Here is a 19695-nt window from a genome sequence, read left to right as displayed (position 1 = left end):
TCTCGTCGAAGGGCGTCTCGCGTGAAGGCCGCGACCGGCGCTGCATTCGGGAGTACCGTCGGCAGCATGTTGCGCGACGTCCGCGAGTACATCGACCGGCTGAACATCGCCGGCCACCACATCGGTGACGACCACGACGACGACCCGGTGCTGCTGAACCCGGACGGCCGCGCCGTGGACACCTGGCGGGAGAACTATCCGTACGACGAACGAATGCCCCGTGAGGAGTACGACGAGGCGAAGTATCTGCTGCAGGTCGAGCTGCTCAAGTTCCAGAACTGGGCTTCCGACACCGGCACCAAACACGTGCTCCTGTTCGAGGGTCGCGACGCGGCCGGCAAGGGCGGGACGATCAAGCGCTTCATGGAGCACCTGAACCCCCGTTACGCCCACACCGTCGCGCTGTCCAAACCCAGCGACCGGGAACAGTCCCAGTGGTACTACCAGCGCTACGTCCAGCATCTGCCCTCGGCCGGCGACATGGTCCTGTTCGATCGGTCGTGGTACAACCGCGCCGGTGTCGAACGCGTGATGGGATTCGCCTCCGAGCCGGAGTGCGAGCAGTTCTTGGCCCAGACACCGCTGTTCGAGCGGATGGTGGTCGACAGCGGCATCTCCCTGACCAAGTTCTGGTTCTCCGTCACCCAGGCCGAGCAACGCACCCGGTTCATCATTCGCCAGGTCGACCCGGTCCGGCAGTGGAAACTGTCGCCGATCGACCTCGAGTCCTTGGACAAGTGGGACGACTACACCACCGCCAAGGAAACGATGATCCGGCGAACCGACACCGAATGGGCGCCCTGGACCACGATCAAGAGCAACGACAAGAAGCGCGCCCGCATCAACGCGATGCGCGCCTTCCTCAGCCGTTTCGACTACGAGGGCAAGGACACCGGCATCGTCGGCGAGCCCGACCCGAAGATCGTCCAACGCGGCATCGAAGCCGTCGGCGACTGACCGAGCTCCACACCGTCGACCTCGCACGCATCGACGCCGTGGTGTCCAGGTCCTCACCCACCGGCCGGCTCATTGCGTAGGGACTTGCGGGCGAAGTCGACAGCCTCGGCCAGGAGGCTGCGCCACAGCTCGGGGTCGAGAGTTGAGATCGACACCCATTCGCGGAAGACCTTGCCGGCCGGGGCAAACGGATCGCCGGTGCCGGCCTCGACGAGGTCGACCACTCGCTCGTGCGGCAGCTTCACGACGAGGGAACCGGCTTTGTCGTACGACGCCACGAAGCGTCCGGCCAGCCGCACGCAGGGGTAGCCCATCATCGTGGCGCGGCCGATGGCGGGGTCGTACAGCAGGTCGTCGGTGAGCTCGTCGTACAGGTCGCGAGCCGCAGGGTCCCCGCCGGACTGCTCCGACGGGGACGTCCCCTGGGTGCGTTTCGCCATCAGGCCGCTGGCGGGGTGAAGACCCCGAACTGGTTCCCGGCCGGGTCGCGCAGGTAAGCGAACTTCGGCGCGCCGGGACCGGGATCGAGGTGCTTGCTGACGACCGATCCGCCGAGTTGCTCGGCATCGGCACAGGTGCCCTCGACGTCGGCGACGAGGATGTAGAACACGGCATGGTTGGGCACCTGGCCGCCAGTGGCGAAGATGCCGCCCATCGGACCGTCAGCGCCGGAGGCCTTGATGTTGCGGTAGTCCGATCCGCCGGACGCAGCGGGGCCGTTGGCCTCGAAGGTCCAGTCGAAGAGGCTGCCGTAGAACTTCTGCGCGGCGTCGGCGTCGCTGGTGGCGACCTCGAACCAGGCCAAGGTGCCGGGAGCGGGGGTGGTCATGTGCGTCTCCTTCTGATCGGATCACCCGCCGGTACGACGGGCTGCACCCACCGTGGCAGTCGTTCGCGACAGCCCTATGTCGGAGTTCGGCAGAGAATCTTCGGGACGAAGCACGGACGCCGGCAGCCTGATCTCGTGGCCGTCGACGATCGGCTCGGGGACGACAGGCCGCAGCCTCGGGAGGCGCGGCGTCGGCTCGGCCGCGGTGATGCGGTCCATCCGGAACACCCGGTCGTCGCCTCGCAGGTGGCACCACGCGGTGAGATAGGAGCCGTTGGTGCCGACCACCACGTACTGCGGCTCGACCTCACGCTCCGTCCGAACGCCGCCGACGTCGATGTAGTGGATGCGCAGCACCTGGTTGTCGCGCACCGCCCGCCAGATGATCTCGGCAACCTCCGCGTCCGGGTCCGGCACCTTGTGCACGACCAGCCGCACCTTGTCCGCGGTATCGCGTGCCTCCGCCAGCGCCGACTCCGGCATCGCGGCAACGATCTTCTGCAGCGCGCTGCGGGCATCGTTGGCGAACAGGACGTGCTCGGTCCGGCTCAGCGCCACGGCCACGGCCGCCGCCTCGCGCGGAGTGAAGTTGAGCGGCGGCAGGCTCATCGACCGGTCGAGTGTGTACCCGCCGCCTCTGCCCTGCTTGGTCGCCAGCGGAACACCGGCCTGCCCGAGCGCGCTCAGGTCACGCTCGACGGTGCGAACGCTCACCTCGAAACGAGCAGCCAGTTGTCGCGCCGTACGTCCGCGTCGCCCGGCCGCACGCAGCTCCTCCACCAGCGCGTAGAGGCGGTCGATGCGGTTCATGTTTCGGAGCCTAGACGCGAGCGGGGACAGTCCTGAGATCCTGTCCCGAGGGTGTCCTGATCCGCGCGCTGCCGTTCGTCAGTAGGTCAGAGCGGGACGACCCCGCGGAGACGAGGAGTAGGCAATGAGTCACTACCTGCTGTCGGTGTATGACACGGAGAACCAGGTCGGGGGCGCGCCGTCGACGCCCGAAGACAGGCAAGCGTTCATGCGCCGGGTGATCGCACTCGAGGAAGAGATGGACAAGGCCGGCGCGTTCGTGTTCGGCGGCGCCCTGCACGGCCCGGACGCGGCCACTGTCGTGCGCGGAGGCACTGGCCTGGACAAGGTCACCACCGACGGACCCTTTGCCGAGGGCAAGGAGCACATCGGCGGCTTCTACATCATCGACGCCGAGGACCTCGACGAGGCGCTGGAGTGGGCGACCAAGGTCGTCGAGGCCATCAATCACGCGATCGAGGTCCGGCCGTTCCGCGCCACCGGGCGGCTGGAGGACGGACACTGACGGAACGGTCGATGGACGACGTCGAGCGAGCGTTCCGCGAGGCCCACGGCCAAGCCGTGGCCACCCTGACCCGCCTCTTCGGTGACATCTCGCTGGCCGAGGACGCCGTACAGGATGCCTTCGTGACAGCTGTCCAGCGGTGGCCGCGGGACGGTGTGCCCGACAATCCGCCCGGCTGGATCGTCACGACCGCGCGCAACCGAGCCGTGGACGTCGTACGTCGCGGCCGCCGCGGCCGCGAACTCGCCGAGCAGGTCGCGGTCGACCACCGGCGGCAGGACTCCAGATCCGAGGATGCAGAGCTCATGCATGACGACCAGTTGCGACTGATCTTCACCTGCTGCCACCCGGCCATCCGCACCGAGCACCAGGTGGCACTGACCTTGCGCCTGATCGCCGGACTCACCCCCGCGGAGGTGGCCTCGGCGTTCCTGGTCAGCGAGGAGACCATGGCGAAGCGACTGGTACGGGCGAAGTACAAGATCAAGTCCGCGCGCATCCCTTACCGGGTCCCCGACGAGGCCGAACTGCCGGACCGTCTCCGCGCGGTGCTCTCGGTGCTGTACCTGATCTACAACGCCGGAGCCGATGACATCCGGAACCGCTGGGACTTGCGCGCCGAGGCGATCCGGCTGGCGCGTGTCCTGGTGGACCTGATGCCCGACGAGCCGGAAGCGGTCGGCCTGCTGGCCCTCATGCTGCTCAACGAGGCGAGAATGCCGGCACGCGGTGGCGGTGACGACGTCGTACTGCTTCAGTACCAGGACAGGTCGGTCTGGAACCGCTCGCTGATTGCCGAGGGCCACGAACTCGTCCTTGTCTGCCTTCGGAGTCGCCGCCCGGGACCGTTTCAGCTCCAGGCGGCGATCCAGGGCATCCACTGCGCGGCCCCGCACTACCGCGACACCGACTGGCCTACGATCGTTCGGTTCTACGACCGGCTGCTGGCCGTGATGCCGACACCGGTGGTCGCACTCAATCGCGCAGTCGCACTGGCCGAGATCGAAGGGCCGGCCACCGGCCTGACCATGCTGGACGAGCTCGCCGACCAGCTCGCCGAGTACCACCTGCTGCACGCCTCGCGCGGCGCCATGCTGGAACGCCTCGGCCGTCACGAGGAGGCAGCCAACGCCTACGCTGCCGCGGCAGAAGTGGCCAGAACCCAGCCCGAGATCCAGTTCCTCCGCCGGCGGAGCGAAGCCCTCGAGCGTGAGGTCTGAAGGTCACCCAGATCGTCAGACCTGGCGCGCTGTTGCTCGGTCGGCAGCGGGTTGTTTCAGCAGGGCCAGGGCGGTGGCCGGGAAGATCAGCACCGACAGGAGGCCTGCGCAGACGAGGGCGGCGGCGGTGACTGGTCCCATCAGGCCGGTGATCACGCCAATCTGCGTCGCTGTGACGATGAACGGCAACGAGGTCGCCTGGAGCAGTGCCGTCGCGGTTGTTGCTCGGGGACCCAGTGTCCGCACTGCGAGGTACGCCGGTACGCCGCGGACGACGAGCAGGGCGAGTAGGAAGAGCGGAACGCGGAGCAGTGCGGCCGGATCGTCGAGCAGACCGCGGAGGTCGAGGCGGAGGCCGCTGGTCACGAAGAAGACCGGGATGAGGAAGCCGTAGCCGAGTGCGTCCAGCTTGGTCCGGAAGCGTGGGTGCGAGCTCGAGTCGCGGTCGACCAGTCCGACCACCGCTCCGGCGAGGAAGGCGCCGAGGATCGTCTCCAGCCCGAACCGTTCGGCCAGTGCGACGAATGCGACCAGCAGTACGACGGCGGCCCGGACCCGGATCTCGGCCGTGGTGTCCTGCAATCGCTCCAGCACGCCGCCGATCCGCTGTGACCGTCCGGCCGTGGCCACGACGAATCCGGTGACCAGCACGAGGAGTGCGAACAGCCCGACCATGACGAGCCGCTCCCCCGGACTGCCGCCCTCGGTCGAGAAGACCAGGGACAGCACCAGGACGGCGGCGAAGTCGGCCACCGAGGCCGCGGCGATGGTGAACTGACCAACCGCGCCGTCGGCTTTGCCCGCGTCCTTGAGCACCGGCACCACGAGACCCAGTGACGTGGCAGACAGGGTGACCGCGAGCAGCAGCACGCTGTTGACCCACCCGGCCGCCGAGAAGCCGATGCCGGCGACACTGCCGAGCACCAGCGTGACCAGATAGCCGAGGAGCGCGAGCCGGAGTGTCGGGCCGCGCAACCGACGTACGTCGATCTCGAGCCCGGCCAGGAACAGCAGGAACCCCAGTCCCAGCAGGGCGACGATCTGCACCGGCTCGTCGATCTGGACCAGTCCGAGGCCATGCGGGCCGACGACGATGCCGGCCACGATCTCCAGCACCACAGCCGGCAGCCGCAGTCGCGGAGCGAACCCGAGCAGCAGTGGGGCGAGCAGCGCGAGCGCCGCGACCACGAACAGATTGGTGAACTCCACGTCTGGCATGCCGGATCAGTGCCGGCTGCCCGGACGAGCGTTACAGCTCAGTCGCGAGGAAACGTGCGAAAGGCATCGAGCAGCCGGTCACGGGTCTCGCCGGACAAGTTCTCCGGCTCCACCTGTCCGACCTCCGCGATCGTCCGGCGCAGCTGCTCGACGTAGATGTCACAGCCGTCGCAGATCGAGAGGTGGTCGACGAAGCGCTGCTCCGTCTCGGGATCCAGTGCCCCGTCGAGGAATGCCGTCACGAGTTCGACGAGTTCAGCGCAGGTCATGACTCAGCTCCGGCCGTCGTGAAATACCGTTCGAGGTGGCCGCGGACCGCCGCGCGGGCCCGGTGCAGGATGACGCGCTGGTTCGCCGTGGAGATACCCAGCAGGGCGCACACGTCATCCGCCGTCTGTCCGTCGATGTCACGCAAGGTCAGCACCACCTGCTGCCGCGGCGGCAGTTTCTCGATCGCCTCGGCCACCGTCGCCCTGACCTCGTGCGCGAGTACTTCGTTCTCGGTCGTCGGCCAGCGTTCCGGGAACGCCCGCCAACCGCCCGGATACTGGTCGTCCGCCCCGCGGAACCGGCTCGGGTCGACGGTCGGTCCCTCGTCCGGGACCAGACTGGCCCACGGCACCGTTCGCTGCTCGTGCGTGCCGCGCCGGCGGGCGACGTTGACCAGGATCCGGTAGACCCAGGTCTGCAGCGACGAGCGGCCTTCGAACCGGCCGATGCCCTGGAACACGGCCAGCCAGGTGTCCTGGACGACCTCCTCGGCGCTGGCCGTCGTCGACACGAAGGTCCGGGCCAGTCGCAGCATCGATCCCGACCAGCCGTTCAGCAGGCAGGCGAACGTCTCCTCGTCCCCGGCCCGTAGGCCGGCGACCAGCACGTCGTCCGACGGCATGACCCCCACACGCCGACCGTACAGCAGAGTGTTCAGCGGTACTCCGGGTTCTCGAAGTCGAACCGGCAGCCGGCATCCCACTCGGAGCGCTGGTTGCCGTACGCCGGGACACCGCCCGCGTCCTTCAGCATCCTTGCCAGGTGCAACAGATTCCAGGTCATGAACGTCGTGTTGCGGTTGGTGAAGTCGTTGTCCGGGCCGCCGGATCCCTCGTCCAGGTACGACGGGCCGGGTCCGGCCGCCCCGATCCAGCCGGCGTCGGCCTGCGGTGGGACGGTGTAGCCGAGGTGCTGCAGCGAGTACAGGATGTTCATCGCACAGTGCTTCACGCCGTCCTCGTTCCCGGTGATCAGGCAACCGCCGACCCGGCCGTAGTACGCGTACTGACCGTGTTTGTTGAGGATCGACGAGTTGCCGTACAAGCGTTCGATCACCTGCTTGGTGACGGAACTGTTGTCGCCCAGCCAGATCGGGCCGGCGATCACCAGGATGTCGGCGTCCATCACCTGCCGCTGGATCGCCGGCCAGCCGTCGGTCGCCCAGCCGTGCTCGGTCATGTCCGGCCAGACCCCGGTGGCGATGTCGTGGTCGATCGGGCGGATCACGTCGACCTGGACGCCCTGCTTCTCCAGGATCTTCCGGCTGACGTCGATCAGCCCCTCGGTGTTGCTGACGTCCGGCGAGCGCTTCAGCGTGCAGTTCAGGAACAGGGCGCGGAGGTCGTCGTACTCGGGCAAGGTTTCAGGCATGGTGTCTCCTTCGTGGTCATAGCAGCTCGGCGTCCTGCTCGACACAGAGCAGGGCCGGTCCGGTGGTGGCAAAGAGTGCGGTCATCGCGTCGTCGAGTTCCTCGCGACGGGTGACGCGCAGCCCGGTGGCGCCGCAGAGTTCGGCGTACGACGCCCAGTCGGGGTTGTGCAGCGAGGTGTGCCAGACCGGGTAGTCGGCGGCGAGTTGTTCCTTGCTGATCTTGCCCAGCGAATGGTTGTCGAGCAGGACGTGCTTGATCGGGATGCCGTACTTGACGGCGGTGGTGAGCTCGGCGGCGTACTGTCCGAATCCGCCGTCGCCGGTGACCGCGACGATCGGCCGGCCGGGCGCCCCGGCCCAGGCGCCGAGAGCGGCCGGATACCCGAACCCGATCGAGCCGAGGTACCCCGACATCAGCACCGGCTGCCCTTCGGACTCCAGGTAGCGACCGAGCGAGTAGGCATGGTTGCCGACGTCGACAGTCACCACCGCGTCGGTCGGGAGGTGCCGGGACAGTGCGTCGAACACTGCCGCGGCCGAGACGCCGCGACCGCGGTCGTCGTTCACGCGGCGCGCCTTCTCCGCCCGCCAGATCGCCCAGCGCTCGGCGACATCGGCGCGCTGGTCCTCGGACTTGGTCTCGGTCAGCAGTCCGCTCAGTGCATCGAGGGCGAGTGCGGCGTCGCCGAGGACGTCCACGGTGACGGCATCGAAGCGGCCGATGGCGGCATGGTGGTCGTCGATCTGCACGATCGGCTTGTAGTTGGCGATGCCGGTGTGGTTCGAGAACGAAGCGCCGATCACGATCAGCAGATCCGACTCGTTCATCAGCCAGCTGGCCACCGGTGTGCCGCTGCGGCCGAGCACACCCGCACCGAGTGGATGGCTGTCGGGCACCAGGCCCTTGGCCTTGAACGTCGTCAGCACCGGAGCGTTCAGCCGCTCGGCCAACGCCCGTACCTGCTCCTCGGCGCCGCGCGCACCGTGACCGACGATCAGAGCCGGCCGACGAGCATCGCGGATCAGTGCGGCCGCCCGGACCAAGGTGTCCTCGTCGGGCCGGATGCAGCGCCGGGACAACCGTCCGACCGAATCCTTCGCCGCTGCCTCAGACGGCAGTACCTGCACCTCGTCAGGCAGGACCAGATGAGCCACGCCGCGACCGTCAAGCGCATGCTTGACCGCCAGGGCCGCCAGCTCGGCGTGATCGCTCCCGGCCTGGACCGCGGTACTGGACACCGCGACGTCCTTGAAGACGGCGGTCAGATCGAGGTCCTGGAACGCTCCCCGGCCGAGCACCTTGGACGGCACCTGCCCCGAGATGGCGACCACGGGCGAGCCGTCGAGCTTGGCGTCGTACAGTCCGGTCAGCAGGTTGGTCGACCCCGGACCGGCGATCGCGAAACAGGCTGCGGGCCGGCCGGTCAGCTTTCCGTACGCACTGGCGGCGAACGCGGCCGCGCCCTCGTGCCGGATCCCGATGTAGGTCAGCTCGCCGCGTGCCTCCGCCCGTCGCATCGCCTCCGCGAACCCGAGGTTCGAGTGCCCGACCATGCCGAACACGTGAGTGATGCCATGGGCAACCAAGGTCTCGACCAGTACGTCGGCAACAGTGCGCACCGGCTCCGGCGGTTCGGGCAGCTGGACGTAGACACCGTCCGCCCGCTCGTCCACCGGGTACGACGGAACGCCGTCGGAGAACCCCTCCGGCGGCTGACCGGTGATCGGGTCGTAGTCGTACCCATGCCAGGGACACCGCAGCAGCCCCTTCTCGATGGAGCCCTCCCCCAGCGGGCCGCCCTGATGCGGGCACCTGTTCTCCAGCGCACCCAGCCGCAGCCCGCACCGCGCGAGCGCGATGCTCCGGCCGTCCACCACCACACTGCGGACCCTGCCGTCATCCGGTACGTCGCCCTCGTCCACTCGATGCCAGTTGCCCGACATGTAACGCCTCCTGCCCCTCGTGACACGGACCATGTGAGAGATCAGTGCCGGGCGACGGCCGGGCGTTACAGGAGGAGACTGCAGTCATGGACGAACGTTCGCTTGCCGTAACCCGCCGGTCCCTGCACGGTGTCGCCGAGCTGGTGCTGGCGGGACCGCAGTACCGGCACAGCAGTGACATCAGGCTCCGCGTCGTACCCGGTGGCTTCGCCACGGTGGTGATGCCGGACCTGCGCGTCGACGGCGTCACACTGGTCACCCCGACGGCGTCCGTGCCGCTGGCCGGAAGCCTTGCCGAGCTGGCGGACCGCGTCGGCGTCGAGGCCAGACGGCTCGACGACGTGTACTCAGGTGGTCCCGAATTTCGGCCGGACGACAGGATCGAAATCGATCCCCAAGCGGCGCGCGTCCTGGCCGACGCCTTCGCCCACGGCGACAGCGCCCTCCGCGCCCTGGCGCCGGCCGAGGAGCCGGTGCTGTGGCCCGAACACTTCGACGTCGGCATCAGCGTGGGCGAGGTCAACTACGGCGTATCGCCCGGCGACGACACAATCCCGGAGCCCTACGCGTACGTCGGTCCGTGGACGCCGCGGACCGGTGACTTCTGGAACCAGCCGTTCGGCGCCGCCCGGCCGATGTCCGAGCTTCCCGACGCGGCCGCCGTACTCGCCTTCTTCCGAGCCGGCGCGGAGGCGGCGAACGCTTGAGACCGGCCCTCCGCCAGGCAGGGCACAAAGTCCCGAGCTCCCCGGGCTACCAGACCCTACTGCCGGGCTCCACACCCGCCGATGGTTGATGGGTGGACAGGCACAGCCCCGTCGTCTCGTCCACTGTCTGGAGACCGTGATGACCACCACCCAGTTCGACCAGTCGCATCTCGAGGTTCTGAGTCCGCCGGAGTGTTTGCGGCTGCTCCGTTCGGTTCCGCTCGGCCGGTTGGTCTACACGCTCGGTGGTCTCCCGGCGATCCGGCTGGTCAACTTCTTGCTGGACGACGACACCATCGTTCTGAACACCGGACCCGGGCAGAAGCTGCGCGCGGCGGAGCGCGGTGACGTGGTGGCCTTCGAGGCCGACGAGGTCGATCTCGATCGCCAGCTCGGCTGGACCGTCACAGCCATCGGCCACCTGTCTGTGGTCTCGGCGGATGAGGCCGAGGCCCTGCGCCGTTCGCTCCCGCTGCACTCCTGGCTCCCGATGGACGATCCGCAACTGATCCGGCTGGGAATCGAATCGGTCCACGGACGACGGCTGCTCCCCTGGGCGCGGCGTCCACACACTGGCGTCTCGTAGACCCCAACTCTGGTTCACATCACCGACGACTTTCCGTAGTCTGAGGCCGTGCCTGAGGGTTCGCGTGCGGAGCGGGGACGCTGGGACGAGGGGGCGCTGGAGTTCGCCGGACTCTCCCGGGTGCGTCTCGACGCGCTGCTGCAGGAACTGCTCGGCCGGGTCGACGAGATCATGGACTCCCAGGAGCGGCTACGGGCGCTGCTCGATGCAGTCGTCGGGATCGGCGCGGACCTCGATCTGAACAGCACCCTGGACCGGATCGTCAGCGCCGCCTGCGAGCTGGCCGATTCCCGGTACGGCGCACTGGGTGTGGTCGGCCCGGACGGCAAGCGCCTCGTCCGCTTCATCACTCACGGTGTCAGCGACGAGGAGATCGCGGCCATCGGCCCGTATCCCGAAGGGCACGGCATCCTCGGCCTGCTGATCGACCATCCCGAGCCCATCCGGCTCACGGATCTTGCCGAGCATCCGCGCTCGTACGGTTTCCCGGCGAACCACCCTCCGATGAAGTCCTTCCTCGGCGTACCGATCCGGACCAGGGAGCACGCGTACGGCAACCTGTACCTGACCGAGAAGACCGGCGGCGCCGACTTCACCGAGGACGACGAGCGCACCGTCACCGCACTCGCGGCCGCGGCCGGCGTCGTGATCGACAACGCCAGGCTGTACGCCGACACCGAGCAACGCCGGCGGTGGCACGAGGTCACCGCCGAGATCACCCAGTTGATGCTCGGCGACTTCGGTCCCGAGCAGGCACTCCTCCTGATCGCGCAGCGGTCACGCGAGGTATCCGGCGCCCAGGTCGCGGCAGTACTGCTCACTGAGGACTCGGAGTTGGTGGTCAGTGCCGTCGACGGTCCGCCCGAGTTCGGCCGCTTCCTCGGGCGCCGCGTCTCGGCCGACCTTCCACTCCTCGGCCGCGCGATCGCCGGTGGCGAACAGGTCGTGATCGACGATCTGGCCCGGCTTCTCAAGGATGCCGGCGTACTGACCGACTTCCCCGAAGGCACAACCCTCGGCCGTACGACGATGGTGCCACTACCCGCCGGCAGTACCGACACCGGCGGACTCCTCGTGGTCGCCGCCGAGCAGGGCGCGAGCAGCACGGTCTCCGAAGGCTCCGACCTGATCCGGATGTTCGCCGGCCAGGCCACGCTGGCCCTGGAACGTGCCCAGGCACAGCGTGACCGGGACACGATTCTCGTGCTCGAGGACCGCGATCGGATCGCGAGGGACCTGCACGACCTGGTGATCCAGCGACTCTTCGCGACCGGGCTGCAGCTCCAGGGCATGCACCGGCTGGCCCGACCCGAGCATCAACTGCGGCTCAGCCGGGCGGTCGACGACATCGACACGACCATCCACGATCTGCGGGCTGCGATCTTCGAGCTCCAGCAGACGCCTGACAGCAGTTCGCTCCGCGGGAGTGTCCAGGCGATGGTCACGGAGTACACCGAGCCGCTCGGGTTCCGGCCGCAGCTGATCTGCACCGGCCCGATCGACACCGTCGTACCGACCGCCGTCCGGCCACAGATTCTCGCGACCGTCCGGGAGTCGCTGTCCAACGTCGTCCGTCACGCCGGGGCCTCGCAGGTCACCGTCGAGTTGTCGGTCGACTCCGAGCAGGTCGTCGCCAGGATCTCTGACGACGGTGTCGGCATCGGGCCGCGCCGTCGCTCCAGTGGCCTGCGCAACCTCACCGAACGCGCCCAAGCGCTCGGCGGAGGCGTTCAGATCTCCGACAACCAGCCCCACGGAACGATCGTGGAGTTCAGGGCTCCGATCAACTGACGGCCGAACGGCCTCCCCGAGTCAGGACTCTTGCCCGCAGCGGCGCCGTCCTCCCACCGGCCACGCTGAAGGAGAAGACGTACCAGTGGGAGGAGATTCCGGTGTCTGAGCGGCAGCTGTCGGCTGAACACATCGACGTACTGCTCGCGGCGGCCGTCGCCGCACCGAGCATGCACAACACCCAGCCTTGGCGGTTCGAGGTCGGAGGGCACGTCATCGACCTGTTCGTCGACGGCTCGCGCACGTTGCCGGCAGAGGACCCGACGGGCCGGGCCATGCGGATCGCGGCCGGCGCGGCGACCTTCAACCTGCGGTGCGCGGCCGAGTCCCTCGGTTACGGCACCTGGCTCGGCCTGGCGCCGTACGCGGACGAACCTGACCTACTGGCCCGGATCGTCGTCGAACCCACCAGCAGGCCGGACGAGGACCGGCGTGACCTCGCGCAGCAGATCCCCAGGCGCCACACCGATCGCCGCCCGTCCGGCGCGCAGCCGCTGCTGGAGGGCACCAAGGTCGCTCTGTTGCAGGCCGCGTACGCCGAAGATGCGGAACTGACCTGGCTCGGCGAAACCGAGGTCCGCGCCGTACTCGACATGGTCGTGGACACCGATCTCCGCGAAGTCCACGACTGGCATCGCCGCGCCGAACGGGCGCGCTGGGTCGGCGGTGACCGCACCACCGAAGGCATCCCGAGTACGGCGCTCGGGCCACGGCCGGCCAGCTACCCGGCAGCCGTTCGGGACATGGCTACCCGGCCGGTCGACCGGATGCGCGCGGAGACGACGTTCGAGGAACACCCGAACCTGGCCATCCTGTCGACGGAAGGCGACCAGCCTGCGGACCAGGTCGCGGCGGGGCTGGCCCTCGAACGAGTGCTGCTGACCGCGACCCGTGAAGGCGTCACCGCATCGTTCCTGAACCAGCCGCTGGAGTTCGACGACCTGCGCCGTGCGGTGCAGCGACTGACGCAGCGGCCGGGACACGCGCACATGATCATCCGTTTCGCGCCTGGCCGGCCCGGCAACGGAACCGGCCGGAGGCCGGTCTCGGAGTTCCTTCGCACCGGGGTGGAGACATGACCAGTTCGTTGCAGCAGGAGATCGAGCGCTGGGAGACCGAGCTCGACCGCCTCGCCATCCGCTTCGAGGCCGCGGATCTGCCCCGCGTCCGCTGATAAGGGCCGTCGGCACCGGACGCGCGGGACCTTCGCCCCTGCGCTGGTGGTGCCTCGCACCGGCATCGTGGTGGCATGGCTGAGAAGAGAGTTGTCGTCGGCATCGACGGTGCGGGCGACAGCGAGAGCGCGATCCGCTGGGGCGCGGTCGAAGCGGCGGCCCGCGGTGCCGGTCTCCATCTCGTCCATGCGTTCGTGTGGGCGGAGTTCCGGGTGCCGTTGGGACCGAGCGATGCCGCGCCGGGGCTTCGTGCCGCGGCCGACAAGATCGTTGCCGAGGCGCTGGACCTGGCGCGCACGTTCGAGCCTCGCGTATCCGTCACGGCCGACCGGGTCGACGGCTTCCCCTCCCCCGTGCTGCTGGCGGAGTCCCGGAACGCCGAGCTGATCGTGATCGGCAGCCGCGATGCCGGCCGGGCGCTCGGACTGCTGGTCGGCTCCACCGGACTGGAGCTCGCTGCCCACGCGCACTGCCCGGTGGTCGCCGTACGTCCCGCAGAAGACGCAGTGGTCGGGAACCGGGTGGTGATCGGGTACGACGGCTCTCCCGCCGCCGACGCCGCCGTCGACTTCGGTCTCCAGTACGCCGACCGCCACGGACTCGTCGCCCGGATCGTCACGGTCCTACCCGAGGACGAAGATGACGTCGGGTCACCCCTGCCGACCCAGCAGGACGTGCGGACGGCTGAGATCGTTCAGGTCACCGGCCACCCGGCCGAGCTGCTACTCGAATGGTCCGCCGACGCCCAACTCCTGGTCGTAGGCTCCCGCGGCCGCGGCGGCTTCGCCGGCCTGCTCCTCGGCTCAGTCAGCCAAACCGTCCTGCACCAGGCCCCCTGCCCGGTAGCCGTGATCCCCACCTCGGCCGTCGAAAGTCATCAGACCCAATGACCCAGGTCGTTCGGCACTGACCCGGTCGTTCGGTTGCTGATGTGCTGGAAACGAACGGAAGGAGATCTCGATGTCCACGAAGGTATTGGTTGCCTACGCCACCAAGATGGGCGCGACCGCGGGCATCGCTGAGGCGATCGGCACCGAACTGCGGGCGCACGGCCACCAAGTCGACGTCCTCGACGTCACGTCCGTCCCTACCGTCGCGCCGTACGACGTCGTGGTCCTCGGCAGCGCCATCTACATCCGGCGCTGGCGGCGCGAGGCCGTGCAGTTCCTGCGAAGGAACCGTGATGAGCTCAGCGAGCGGCAGGTCTGGCTCTTCCACAGCGGCCCAGTTGGTCCCGACAAGCACCAAGCCCAGGAGCTGCCTCCGGTCGTCCGACGACTCGCTCGCCAGATCGGAGCGACTCCCCCGATGACCTTCGCGGGCCGACTCGAGCCGGCCACCGCCAAGGGCTTCCTCGCCGGCCGCCTGGCCACCGGCAACCTGGCGGGTGACTTCCGCGACTGGGACAAGATCCGCACCTGGTCCGCCGACGTCAGTGCCGCCATCTCCGCCACCCAACCCAGCACCCCTGACTGGTCGTGACAGGTGATCGTCGCTAGGTCTTGGGGTGGTTCTTGGCGTGTTCGATGGCGAAGACGGCGGCTTCGGTGCGGCGTTCCACGTTGAGTTTGCGCAGCAGGGAGGAGACGTAGTTCTTGACGGTCTTCTCGGCCAGGTAGAGCGATTGCGCGATCTGGCGGTTGGTCTTGCCGACGGCGATCTCGGCGAGGATCTTGCGCTCCTGCTCGGTGAGGGTGGCGTACCGGGGGTCCTCCTCGACCACTGGGTGGCGCAGGCGCTCGAGGACCTTCTGGGTCATGGCGGGGTCGAGCAAGGATTCCCCCGCGGCCAAGCGGCGGATCGCCCCGACCAGATCGCTGGCGTGCACCTGCTTCAACAGGTAGCCGGCGGCTCCGGCCATGATCGCGGTGAACAGCGCTTCGTCGTCGGAGTACGACGTGAGCATCAGGCAAGCCGGCGGGTTGTCCATGGTGGAGCGGATCTCGCGGCAGACGGACACGCCGTCGCCGTCGGGCAGCCGGACGTCGAGCAGAGCGACATCGGGCTGTACGGCGGGGATCCGCGCGAGCGCCTCCGCGGCGGTCGAAGCGTCACCCACCACCTCGATGTCCGGCTCGTCCTCGAGCAGTTGGTGCAGCCCCAGCCGGACCACCTCGTGGTCGTCCAGCAGAAAGACCCTGATCGTCATCTCATCTCCTTCGGACTCACCCGCCGTATGCTCCGCCTCCAGCATCCATCTCCGGCTACGCCACGGACGAGGGGCAACTGTCCCGCCCCACACGGGACTTTTGGCCTGTTCCGTCGCGGCGTGCAGGCGACCGCCCGGCCCACTGTCTCAGGCCTTCGTCCCCTGCGTCTCTGGCCACCCGCCTGGTTGCCTGGAAGGACAGAACGAAGGGAGGCGGAGGCCGCATGGAGAACAGGTCGCAGAACGGTGAGGTGCCGGGTGACTTCGGCCGGCGAGTCAAGCATCGTCGGCTCGAGTTGGGACTGAGTACGGCGGAAGTCGCCGAACGCACTGGGATGAGCACGCGCCGCATCGAGCACATCGAGACGGATCCGGACGCGCTGACCGGGGGTGAGCTCCTCAGACTGTCGCGCGCGCTCGACACCACCATCAGCGGCTTGTTCGCACCACGCCGGAGCCGGCCGACGCGACCGTCGGTTCTGACGCCGGAGCCGGAGCTGGAACCGATGCGCCGGACGAGTGCATCAAGCTGATCGAGGGCGGCGTGGTCGGGCGGATCGCGTTCAACCAGGCAGACGAGCTGCTCGTGATCCCGGTCAACTACTGCTACGTGAACGACCTGATCGTCTTCCGCACAGCCGCCGACAGCGCGGTCGCTCAGTACGACCTGGCGCCCATCGCGTTCGAGCTCGACTTCGTCGACGAGGGTCTTCAGGACGGCTGGAGCGTACTGGTGAACGGCACCGTCCGGCCGGCCACCGGCCAGGAGATCCAGGTCGCCCTCGGCCGGGTCGAGCCCTGGGCCGGTGGCACGCGCGAGACCTACATAGCCATCGAACCCCGCCGAATCTCCGGCCGCCGCATCCGCTCCTGGTGATCACACAGCCGAAGGGCTGACCGGTGGCCGGGACCGGTTCAGGCTGCGGTGGCTGAGGCGGCGTGCAGTTGGCCGATGTCTTCGCCCCAGCGGCGGGCGCGTTCGATCTCGATTTCGCGGATGGGTCCGGTCGACTCGTCCACGAAGAAGCTCGCGGATCCGAGGAGCACCCGGAAGCCCAACCGGCGCAGTACCTTGGCCGCCGACCTCGCGGCCGAGCCGGGGAGCCGGCGGACCTTGGCGATGCGCGTGTCGAAAGTTGCGACGTCGACGCGGGTACGACGGCGTACCGAGGTGGACGTCGTGTCCGCGGTCAGCGACTCGAGCCACTCGCGGATCCCGACCTCGATCGGCATCACCACTCCGTGCTGATTGCTGGCGTCCTGGCGTGTGGAGGGCCGGCTCATCGAGAATGCGTGCGTCGGTCCGCCCACGACCAGCAAGCGGACATCGCCGGGGATCACCGCCGGCGCCCGGTACGCCGGCACCATCTCGGTGGGAATGCTCTGCCGCAGACCAACGCAGATCGCGGACGCGATCCGCGCGGTGTTGCCGTACATGGACTCGTAGACGACGAGTGCACGTGCGATCTCGGACATGATCAACCTCCTTCAGTGTCAGTACGCCGGAACGACCAGCTCGCCGCGCCGGTCATTGTGGTCACCGCAGCCACGGGTGGCGGCGGACGATGTCGAGCTTGCCCCACCAGCCACCGAAGCCCCACACATTGCCAGCAGCAACGAGCGCGAGAGCGACGAGGGTGATCGCGCCGAGGATGTGCTCGTCCAGCACCGGGTTGTTCTCCGGCGGCAGGTTCGCCGACCACATCAGCAGGTACAGCAACGAGCCGGAAACCGCCGCGATCCGCATCCCGATGCCCAACGTCAGCGCGACGCCGATACCAGCCAGGCCGATCATGAACAGCGGAGTCACCCACCAGTCACCGACCAGCGACTGGTAGAAGTCGGCCAGCGGACCGCTGGTGCCCTTGCCCAGGAATCCCGCAGTCGGGTCGCCACCGTCGACCCAGCCCTTGCCGGACGGGGTGGCGTAGCCCAGGCCGAACAACTTGTCGACGAACGCCCACAGGAAGGTCAGCCCGAAGGCGATCCGAAGTACCGCGAGCGCACGGCCCGCAGCTGTCGTGACGATCAGGCGACGATCGCCGTCAGGCTCCATCACAGGAGCCGGTAGGTCGCGGCGGTGCGGCGTGGTGGTCATGGTGTCTTCCTTTCAGTTCGATTCGACACCTCGATCGTCTGCCCGCTCCGCGACGCCGGTCAGAGCCGTTCTCACCTCACCGGCACAAGCCAAAGTCCCGTCCGCCCAGGCCCCTTGCCGCTAGCAACCGCTCCCCACCGCCCACACGCTGAGAGACCACCGCTAGTCGTTGCCCACAGCATCCGTTCGCCAAACGTCATTCCATTGGGATCGAATCGTTTGCCCGGCTGTCTAGACCGGTACTAGCCTGAACGAGAGTTGCATAAGGCACCTATCTATTGACGCGAGAGGCAGATACTGCATGAGATCGATCGGGCGAATGGTTGCGATGGCCGCGGCCGCGGTGGCTGTGGTTGCCGGCGGTGCGACGGTGGCCCAGGCGCAAGACCCAGACCATCCACACCGTCACCTGTGCGACCCAGGACGAGTGCATTCAGAAGCAGAACGTGTACCGGCACTACGGGTACGCGGTGTCCGACGTCTGGTACCACGACCCGAACTCGACCTGCGCCCCCGAGTGGCCCTGCGCTCCGGGCTGGCAGTTCCAGTGGGAGGAATGAACTGACCGTTAGGTCAGTGCGGTGACATGGCGGGTGGCATCCTCTCTCGGAGGTGGGATGCCACCCGCTGTGCCTCCTGATCTCGCGGCCCGCTACGTGCTGCGATGGCGCCAGCGTGGTCCGACCATCGCCCATTCGCGGTCCCAGTCACGCAGGCGGCGCCGGTCGAGAGGTACGACGGACAGCCTGGCCAGGCCCGCAATCAGCAGCCACGACACCATCGCCGTACTCAGACCGACCGCGCCACCGACCGCCGCGCTGTCGCCCGGCCGGCGAGGTGGTATGGCGATCCCGCCGGACCGATCGAGCCAGATCGTCACCTCGGCGTCCTTCGCGGTTCCGAGCGGCACGTTGGCTCGTCCCTCGTGCGGCCATCCGGCCGGATCGGTCCACGACACCCGCACCCTCGAGGTCGCCTCGGCGCCGGCCTCCGGGATCGCGGGCGGCGTGTCCTCCAACGCTCGCGCCCGAACCTCAGTCATGGTGGCTCGGCGTACGGCCTCAGATTGTTCGATGGAGTGAGTGACTCCTCTACTCACCGTCACCGCGACCGGGATCATCAGGACAGCGACCAGGACCGCGGTCAGCACGACCAGCGACTGGATTCGATCGAGCCGGCGGCGCAGGGGGTTGCGGCCGAACCCGAGCCGGCGCGCCAGCATCAGCCCCCACGAAGGCATATCCCGGTTGGCCGTCCTGCTCATTGCGCACTCCTCGACGGCGTCGGTCGCAAACGCCTTCGGCTCGCCCTGCACTCTTCACGATGCGCGCACAGAGCGATTGTGACCAGAGTCCAAAGTCCTCGCCGACTGATCCGCCTCGGTCGGACCGCACCATCAGCTGGACGGTGACCGCCATGGTTGCCTCGAGGTCGTCGGGTCCGCAGAGCTCGCGGTTGCCGACCGCCGCAGCACTGAACAGATCCGCGAAGCACCGCCGGCAGGCGGCCAGCACATCGGCGCCCGTGTTCAGATGCAGGACCGGACCGAGCCGGCCCTCGCGGACAACTCCTCGTACGCCGCCGCGGTCACCGCGTCGATGCACATCGCAGCCTCCCTCCGGACATCTCGCACCGAGCGGCAGCGACAGAGAGACCGGCCCGCCGGGCGGAACCGTCTTGATGACGGCGGATCTGGTGGCCCCTCTGCCACGCTGCTCCTCAGTCCACTCCCGACGGGCCGGTCACTTCCCCTGTGCTTCCACACTGCTTGACGCGCTGCTCTGCGTTCAGAGCCGAAAGTCCCGTCATCCGGGACAACCCGGCCCCGGACTACTCCGGCCAGCCGCCCGCTGAGAGGCCAAAGTCCCGGTCGCCGGGGACCGATCGGCCGGTGCGCACACCTGCAGACCACGCCGATGCTCGAAGGAGACCGGCAGTGGAGGTGAACTCGTGCATCACGCACACTCGAAGGTCGTACCAGCGCCTTGGGTCCGGCAACTCGCGGTGGACGGCAGGCCGTTCGCCTTCACCCACGACCTTCGTGACGCCGACCGACGCGGTCCG

At 68.4% G+C, this 19695-nt stretch carries 24 protein-coding genes and 1 pseudogene; 12 read left to right on the top strand and 13 right to left on the bottom strand.

The features are described 5' to 3' along the window. The first annotated feature begins 66 nt into the window (after window positions 1-66). Window positions 67-957, top strand: coding sequence for a polyphosphate kinase 2 (ppk2, locus tag E0H73_RS13485; protein ID WP_131354547.1), 891 nt, complete (start codon window positions 67-69; stop codon window positions 955-957). Between the two features lie 53 nt (window positions 958-1010). Here ppk2 and E0H73_RS13480 read toward each other — a convergent pair whose 3' ends face one another. Genes E0H73_RS13480 through E0H73_RS13470 form a run of 3 tightly spaced genes read right to left on the bottom strand, consistent with a single transcriptional unit; the run spans window position 1011 to window position 2596 of the window. Continuing rightward, window positions 1011-1397, bottom strand: a complete 387-nt coding sequence (locus E0H73_RS13480; protein ID WP_131354544.1) for a hypothetical protein — start codon at window positions 1395-1397, stop codon at window positions 1011-1013. Beyond that, on the bottom strand, window positions 1397-1786 hold the full coding sequence (locus E0H73_RS13475) for a VOC family protein (protein ID WP_131354541.1): 390 nt from the start codon (window positions 1784-1786) through the stop codon (window positions 1397-1399). The genes E0H73_RS13480 and E0H73_RS13475 overlap by 1 nt, the downstream gene beginning before the upstream one ends. 21 nt (window positions 1787-1807) lie before the next feature. Next, window positions 1808-2596 carry a helix-turn-helix transcriptional regulator gene (locus E0H73_RS13470; protein WP_131354538.1) on the bottom strand — a complete coding sequence of 263 codons (789 nt, stop codon included), beginning with the start codon at window positions 2594-2596 and terminating at the stop codon, window positions 1808-1810. A 124-nt stretch (window positions 2597-2720) separates the two neighbouring features. Here E0H73_RS13470 and E0H73_RS13465 point away from each other — a divergent pair, with 124 nt between their 5' ends. Together E0H73_RS13465 and E0H73_RS13460 are read left to right on the top strand one after the other, a co-directional pair. Further along, window positions 2721-3101 carry a YciI family protein gene (locus tag E0H73_RS13465; protein ID WP_131354535.1) on the top strand — a complete coding sequence of 127 codons (381 nt, stop codon included), beginning with the start codon at window positions 2721-2723 and terminating at the stop codon, window positions 3099-3101. Window positions 3102-3112: 11 nt separating this feature from the next. Then, window positions 3113-4321 carry an RNA polymerase sigma factor gene (locus E0H73_RS13460; protein ID WP_131354532.1) on the top strand — a complete coding sequence of 403 codons (1209 nt, stop codon included), beginning with the start codon at window positions 3113-3115 and terminating at the stop codon, window positions 4319-4321. A 15-nt stretch (window positions 4322-4336) separates the two neighbouring features. On the opposite strand, the gene E0H73_RS13455 is transcribed toward E0H73_RS13460, so the two are convergent. Genes E0H73_RS13455 through E0H73_RS13435 form a run of 5 tightly spaced genes read right to left on the bottom strand, consistent with a single transcriptional unit; the run spans window position 4337 to window position 9125 of the window. Next, window positions 4337-5539 (bottom strand): cation:proton antiporter, encoded by a 1203-nt coding sequence (locus E0H73_RS13455; RefSeq protein WP_131354529.1) that lies wholly within the window; start codon window positions 5537-5539, stop codon window positions 4337-4339. A 38-nt stretch (window positions 5540-5577) separates the two neighbouring features. Next, window positions 5578-5808, bottom strand: a complete 231-nt coding sequence (locus E0H73_RS13450) for an anti-sigma factor family protein (RefSeq protein ID WP_131354526.1) — start codon at window positions 5806-5808, stop codon at window positions 5578-5580. Further along, on the bottom strand, window positions 5805-6431 hold the full coding sequence (locus E0H73_RS13445) for an RNA polymerase sigma factor (protein WP_131354774.1): 627 nt from the start codon (window positions 6429-6431) through the stop codon (window positions 5805-5807). Before E0H73_RS13445 ends, E0H73_RS13450 begins: the two co-directional genes overlap by 4 nt. 32 nt (window positions 6432-6463) lie before the next feature. After that, window positions 6464-7180, bottom strand: a complete 717-nt coding sequence (locus tag E0H73_RS13440; RefSeq protein ID WP_165555646.1) for a flavodoxin family protein — start codon at window positions 7178-7180, stop codon at window positions 6464-6466. Between the two features lie 16 nt (window positions 7181-7196). Then, window positions 7197-9125, bottom strand: coding sequence for a thiamine pyrophosphate-binding protein (locus tag E0H73_RS13435; protein WP_131354523.1), 1929 nt, complete (start codon window positions 9123-9125; stop codon window positions 7197-7199). A gap of 86 nt (window positions 9126-9211) precedes the next feature. Here E0H73_RS13435 and E0H73_RS13430 point away from each other — a divergent pair, with 86 nt between their 5' ends. The 6 genes from E0H73_RS13430 (at window position 9212) to E0H73_RS13405 (ending at window position 14866) form a co-directional block, all read left to right on the top strand. Further along, on the top strand, window positions 9212-9832 hold the full coding sequence (locus tag E0H73_RS13430) for a hypothetical protein (protein WP_131354520.1): 621 nt from the start codon (window positions 9212-9214) through the stop codon (window positions 9830-9832). Between the two features lie 139 nt (window positions 9833-9971). Beyond that, window positions 9972-10418: a pyridoxamine 5'-phosphate oxidase family protein gene (locus tag E0H73_RS13425; protein ID WP_165555644.1), complete on the top strand. Its 447-nt coding sequence runs from the start codon at window positions 9972-9974 to the stop codon at window positions 10416-10418. A 48-nt stretch (window positions 10419-10466) separates the two neighbouring features. Then, window positions 10467-12209: a sensor histidine kinase gene (locus E0H73_RS13420; protein WP_202867358.1), complete on the top strand. Its 1743-nt coding sequence runs from the start codon at window positions 10467-10469 to the stop codon at window positions 12207-12209. Between the two features lie 101 nt (window positions 12210-12310). Next, the gene (locus E0H73_RS13415; protein WP_131354514.1) at window positions 12311-13288 is read left to right on the top strand and encodes an Acg family FMN-binding oxidoreductase; all 978 of its coding nucleotides are present in this window, start codon (window positions 12311-12313) and stop codon (window positions 13286-13288) included. 170 nt (window positions 13289-13458) lie between these two features. After that, window positions 13459-14274 carry a universal stress protein gene (locus E0H73_RS13410; RefSeq protein WP_131354511.1) on the top strand — a complete coding sequence of 272 codons (816 nt, stop codon included), beginning with the start codon at window positions 13459-13461 and terminating at the stop codon, window positions 14272-14274. A 70-nt stretch (window positions 14275-14344) separates the two neighbouring features. Next, window positions 14345-14866 carry a flavodoxin domain-containing protein gene (locus tag E0H73_RS13405; protein WP_131354508.1) on the top strand — a complete coding sequence of 174 codons (522 nt, stop codon included), beginning with the start codon at window positions 14345-14347 and terminating at the stop codon, window positions 14864-14866. Window positions 14867-14879: 13 nt separating this feature from the next. On the opposite strand, the gene E0H73_RS13400 is transcribed toward E0H73_RS13405, so the two are convergent. Continuing rightward, a complete protein-coding gene (locus tag E0H73_RS13400; protein WP_131354505.1) occupies window positions 14880-15533 on the bottom strand; it encodes a response regulator in 654 nt (217 codons plus the stop codon). Between the two features lie 224 nt (window positions 15534-15757). Here E0H73_RS13400 and E0H73_RS13395 point away from each other — a divergent pair, with 224 nt between their 5' ends. Together E0H73_RS13395 and E0H73_RS13390 are read left to right on the top strand one after the other, a co-directional pair. Beyond that, window positions 15758-16066 (top strand): helix-turn-helix domain-containing protein, encoded by a 309-nt coding sequence (locus tag E0H73_RS13395; protein WP_131354503.1) that lies wholly within the window; start codon window positions 15758-15760, stop codon window positions 16064-16066. 11 nt (window positions 16067-16077) lie between these two features. Continuing rightward, a complete protein-coding gene (locus E0H73_RS13390) occupies window positions 16078-16410 on the top strand; it encodes a pyridoxamine 5'-phosphate oxidase family protein (protein WP_165555642.1) in 333 nt (110 codons plus the stop codon). Between the two features lie 38 nt (window positions 16411-16448). Here E0H73_RS13390 and E0H73_RS13385 read toward each other — a convergent pair whose 3' ends face one another. Together E0H73_RS13385 and E0H73_RS13380 are read right to left on the bottom strand one after the other, a co-directional pair. Continuing rightward, on the bottom strand, window positions 16449-17009 hold the full coding sequence (locus E0H73_RS13385) for a flavodoxin family protein (protein WP_131354497.1): 561 nt from the start codon (window positions 17007-17009) through the stop codon (window positions 16449-16451). A 61-nt stretch (window positions 17010-17070) separates the two neighbouring features. Beyond that, complete coding sequence (locus E0H73_RS13380; RefSeq protein WP_131354494.1) at window positions 17071-17631, bottom strand: hypothetical protein; 561 nt, start codon at window positions 17629-17631, stop codon at window positions 17071-17073. A gap of 362 nt (window positions 17632-17993) precedes the next feature. Between E0H73_RS13380 and E0H73_RS13375 the strand changes: the two genes are divergently transcribed. Further along, window positions 17994-18191, top strand: a complete 198-nt coding sequence (locus tag E0H73_RS13375; RefSeq protein ID WP_131354491.1) for a hypothetical protein — start codon at window positions 17994-17996, stop codon at window positions 18189-18191. A gap of 92 nt (window positions 18192-18283) precedes the next feature. Here E0H73_RS13375 and E0H73_RS47175 read toward each other — a convergent pair whose 3' ends face one another. Both E0H73_RS47175 and E0H73_RS48380 read right to left on the bottom strand, forming a co-directional pair. Next, entirely contained in the window at window positions 18284-18895 is a 612-nt protein-coding gene (locus E0H73_RS47175) for an Rv1733c family protein (RefSeq protein ID WP_238163974.1), read from the bottom strand. A 121-nt stretch (window positions 18896-19016) separates the two neighbouring features. Further along, window positions 19017-19235: pseudogene (locus E0H73_RS48380) on the bottom strand (PEP/pyruvate-binding domain-containing protein); the annotation flags it as partial. Window positions 19236-19695: the final 460 nt, after the last annotated feature.

The organism is Kribbella pittospori (genome assembly GCF_004331465.1).
Classification (GTDB): domain Bacteria; phylum Actinomycetota; class Actinomycetes; order Propionibacteriales; family Kribbellaceae; genus Kribbella; species Kribbella pittospori.
This window is presented reverse-complemented; position numbering and strand designations above follow the sequence as displayed.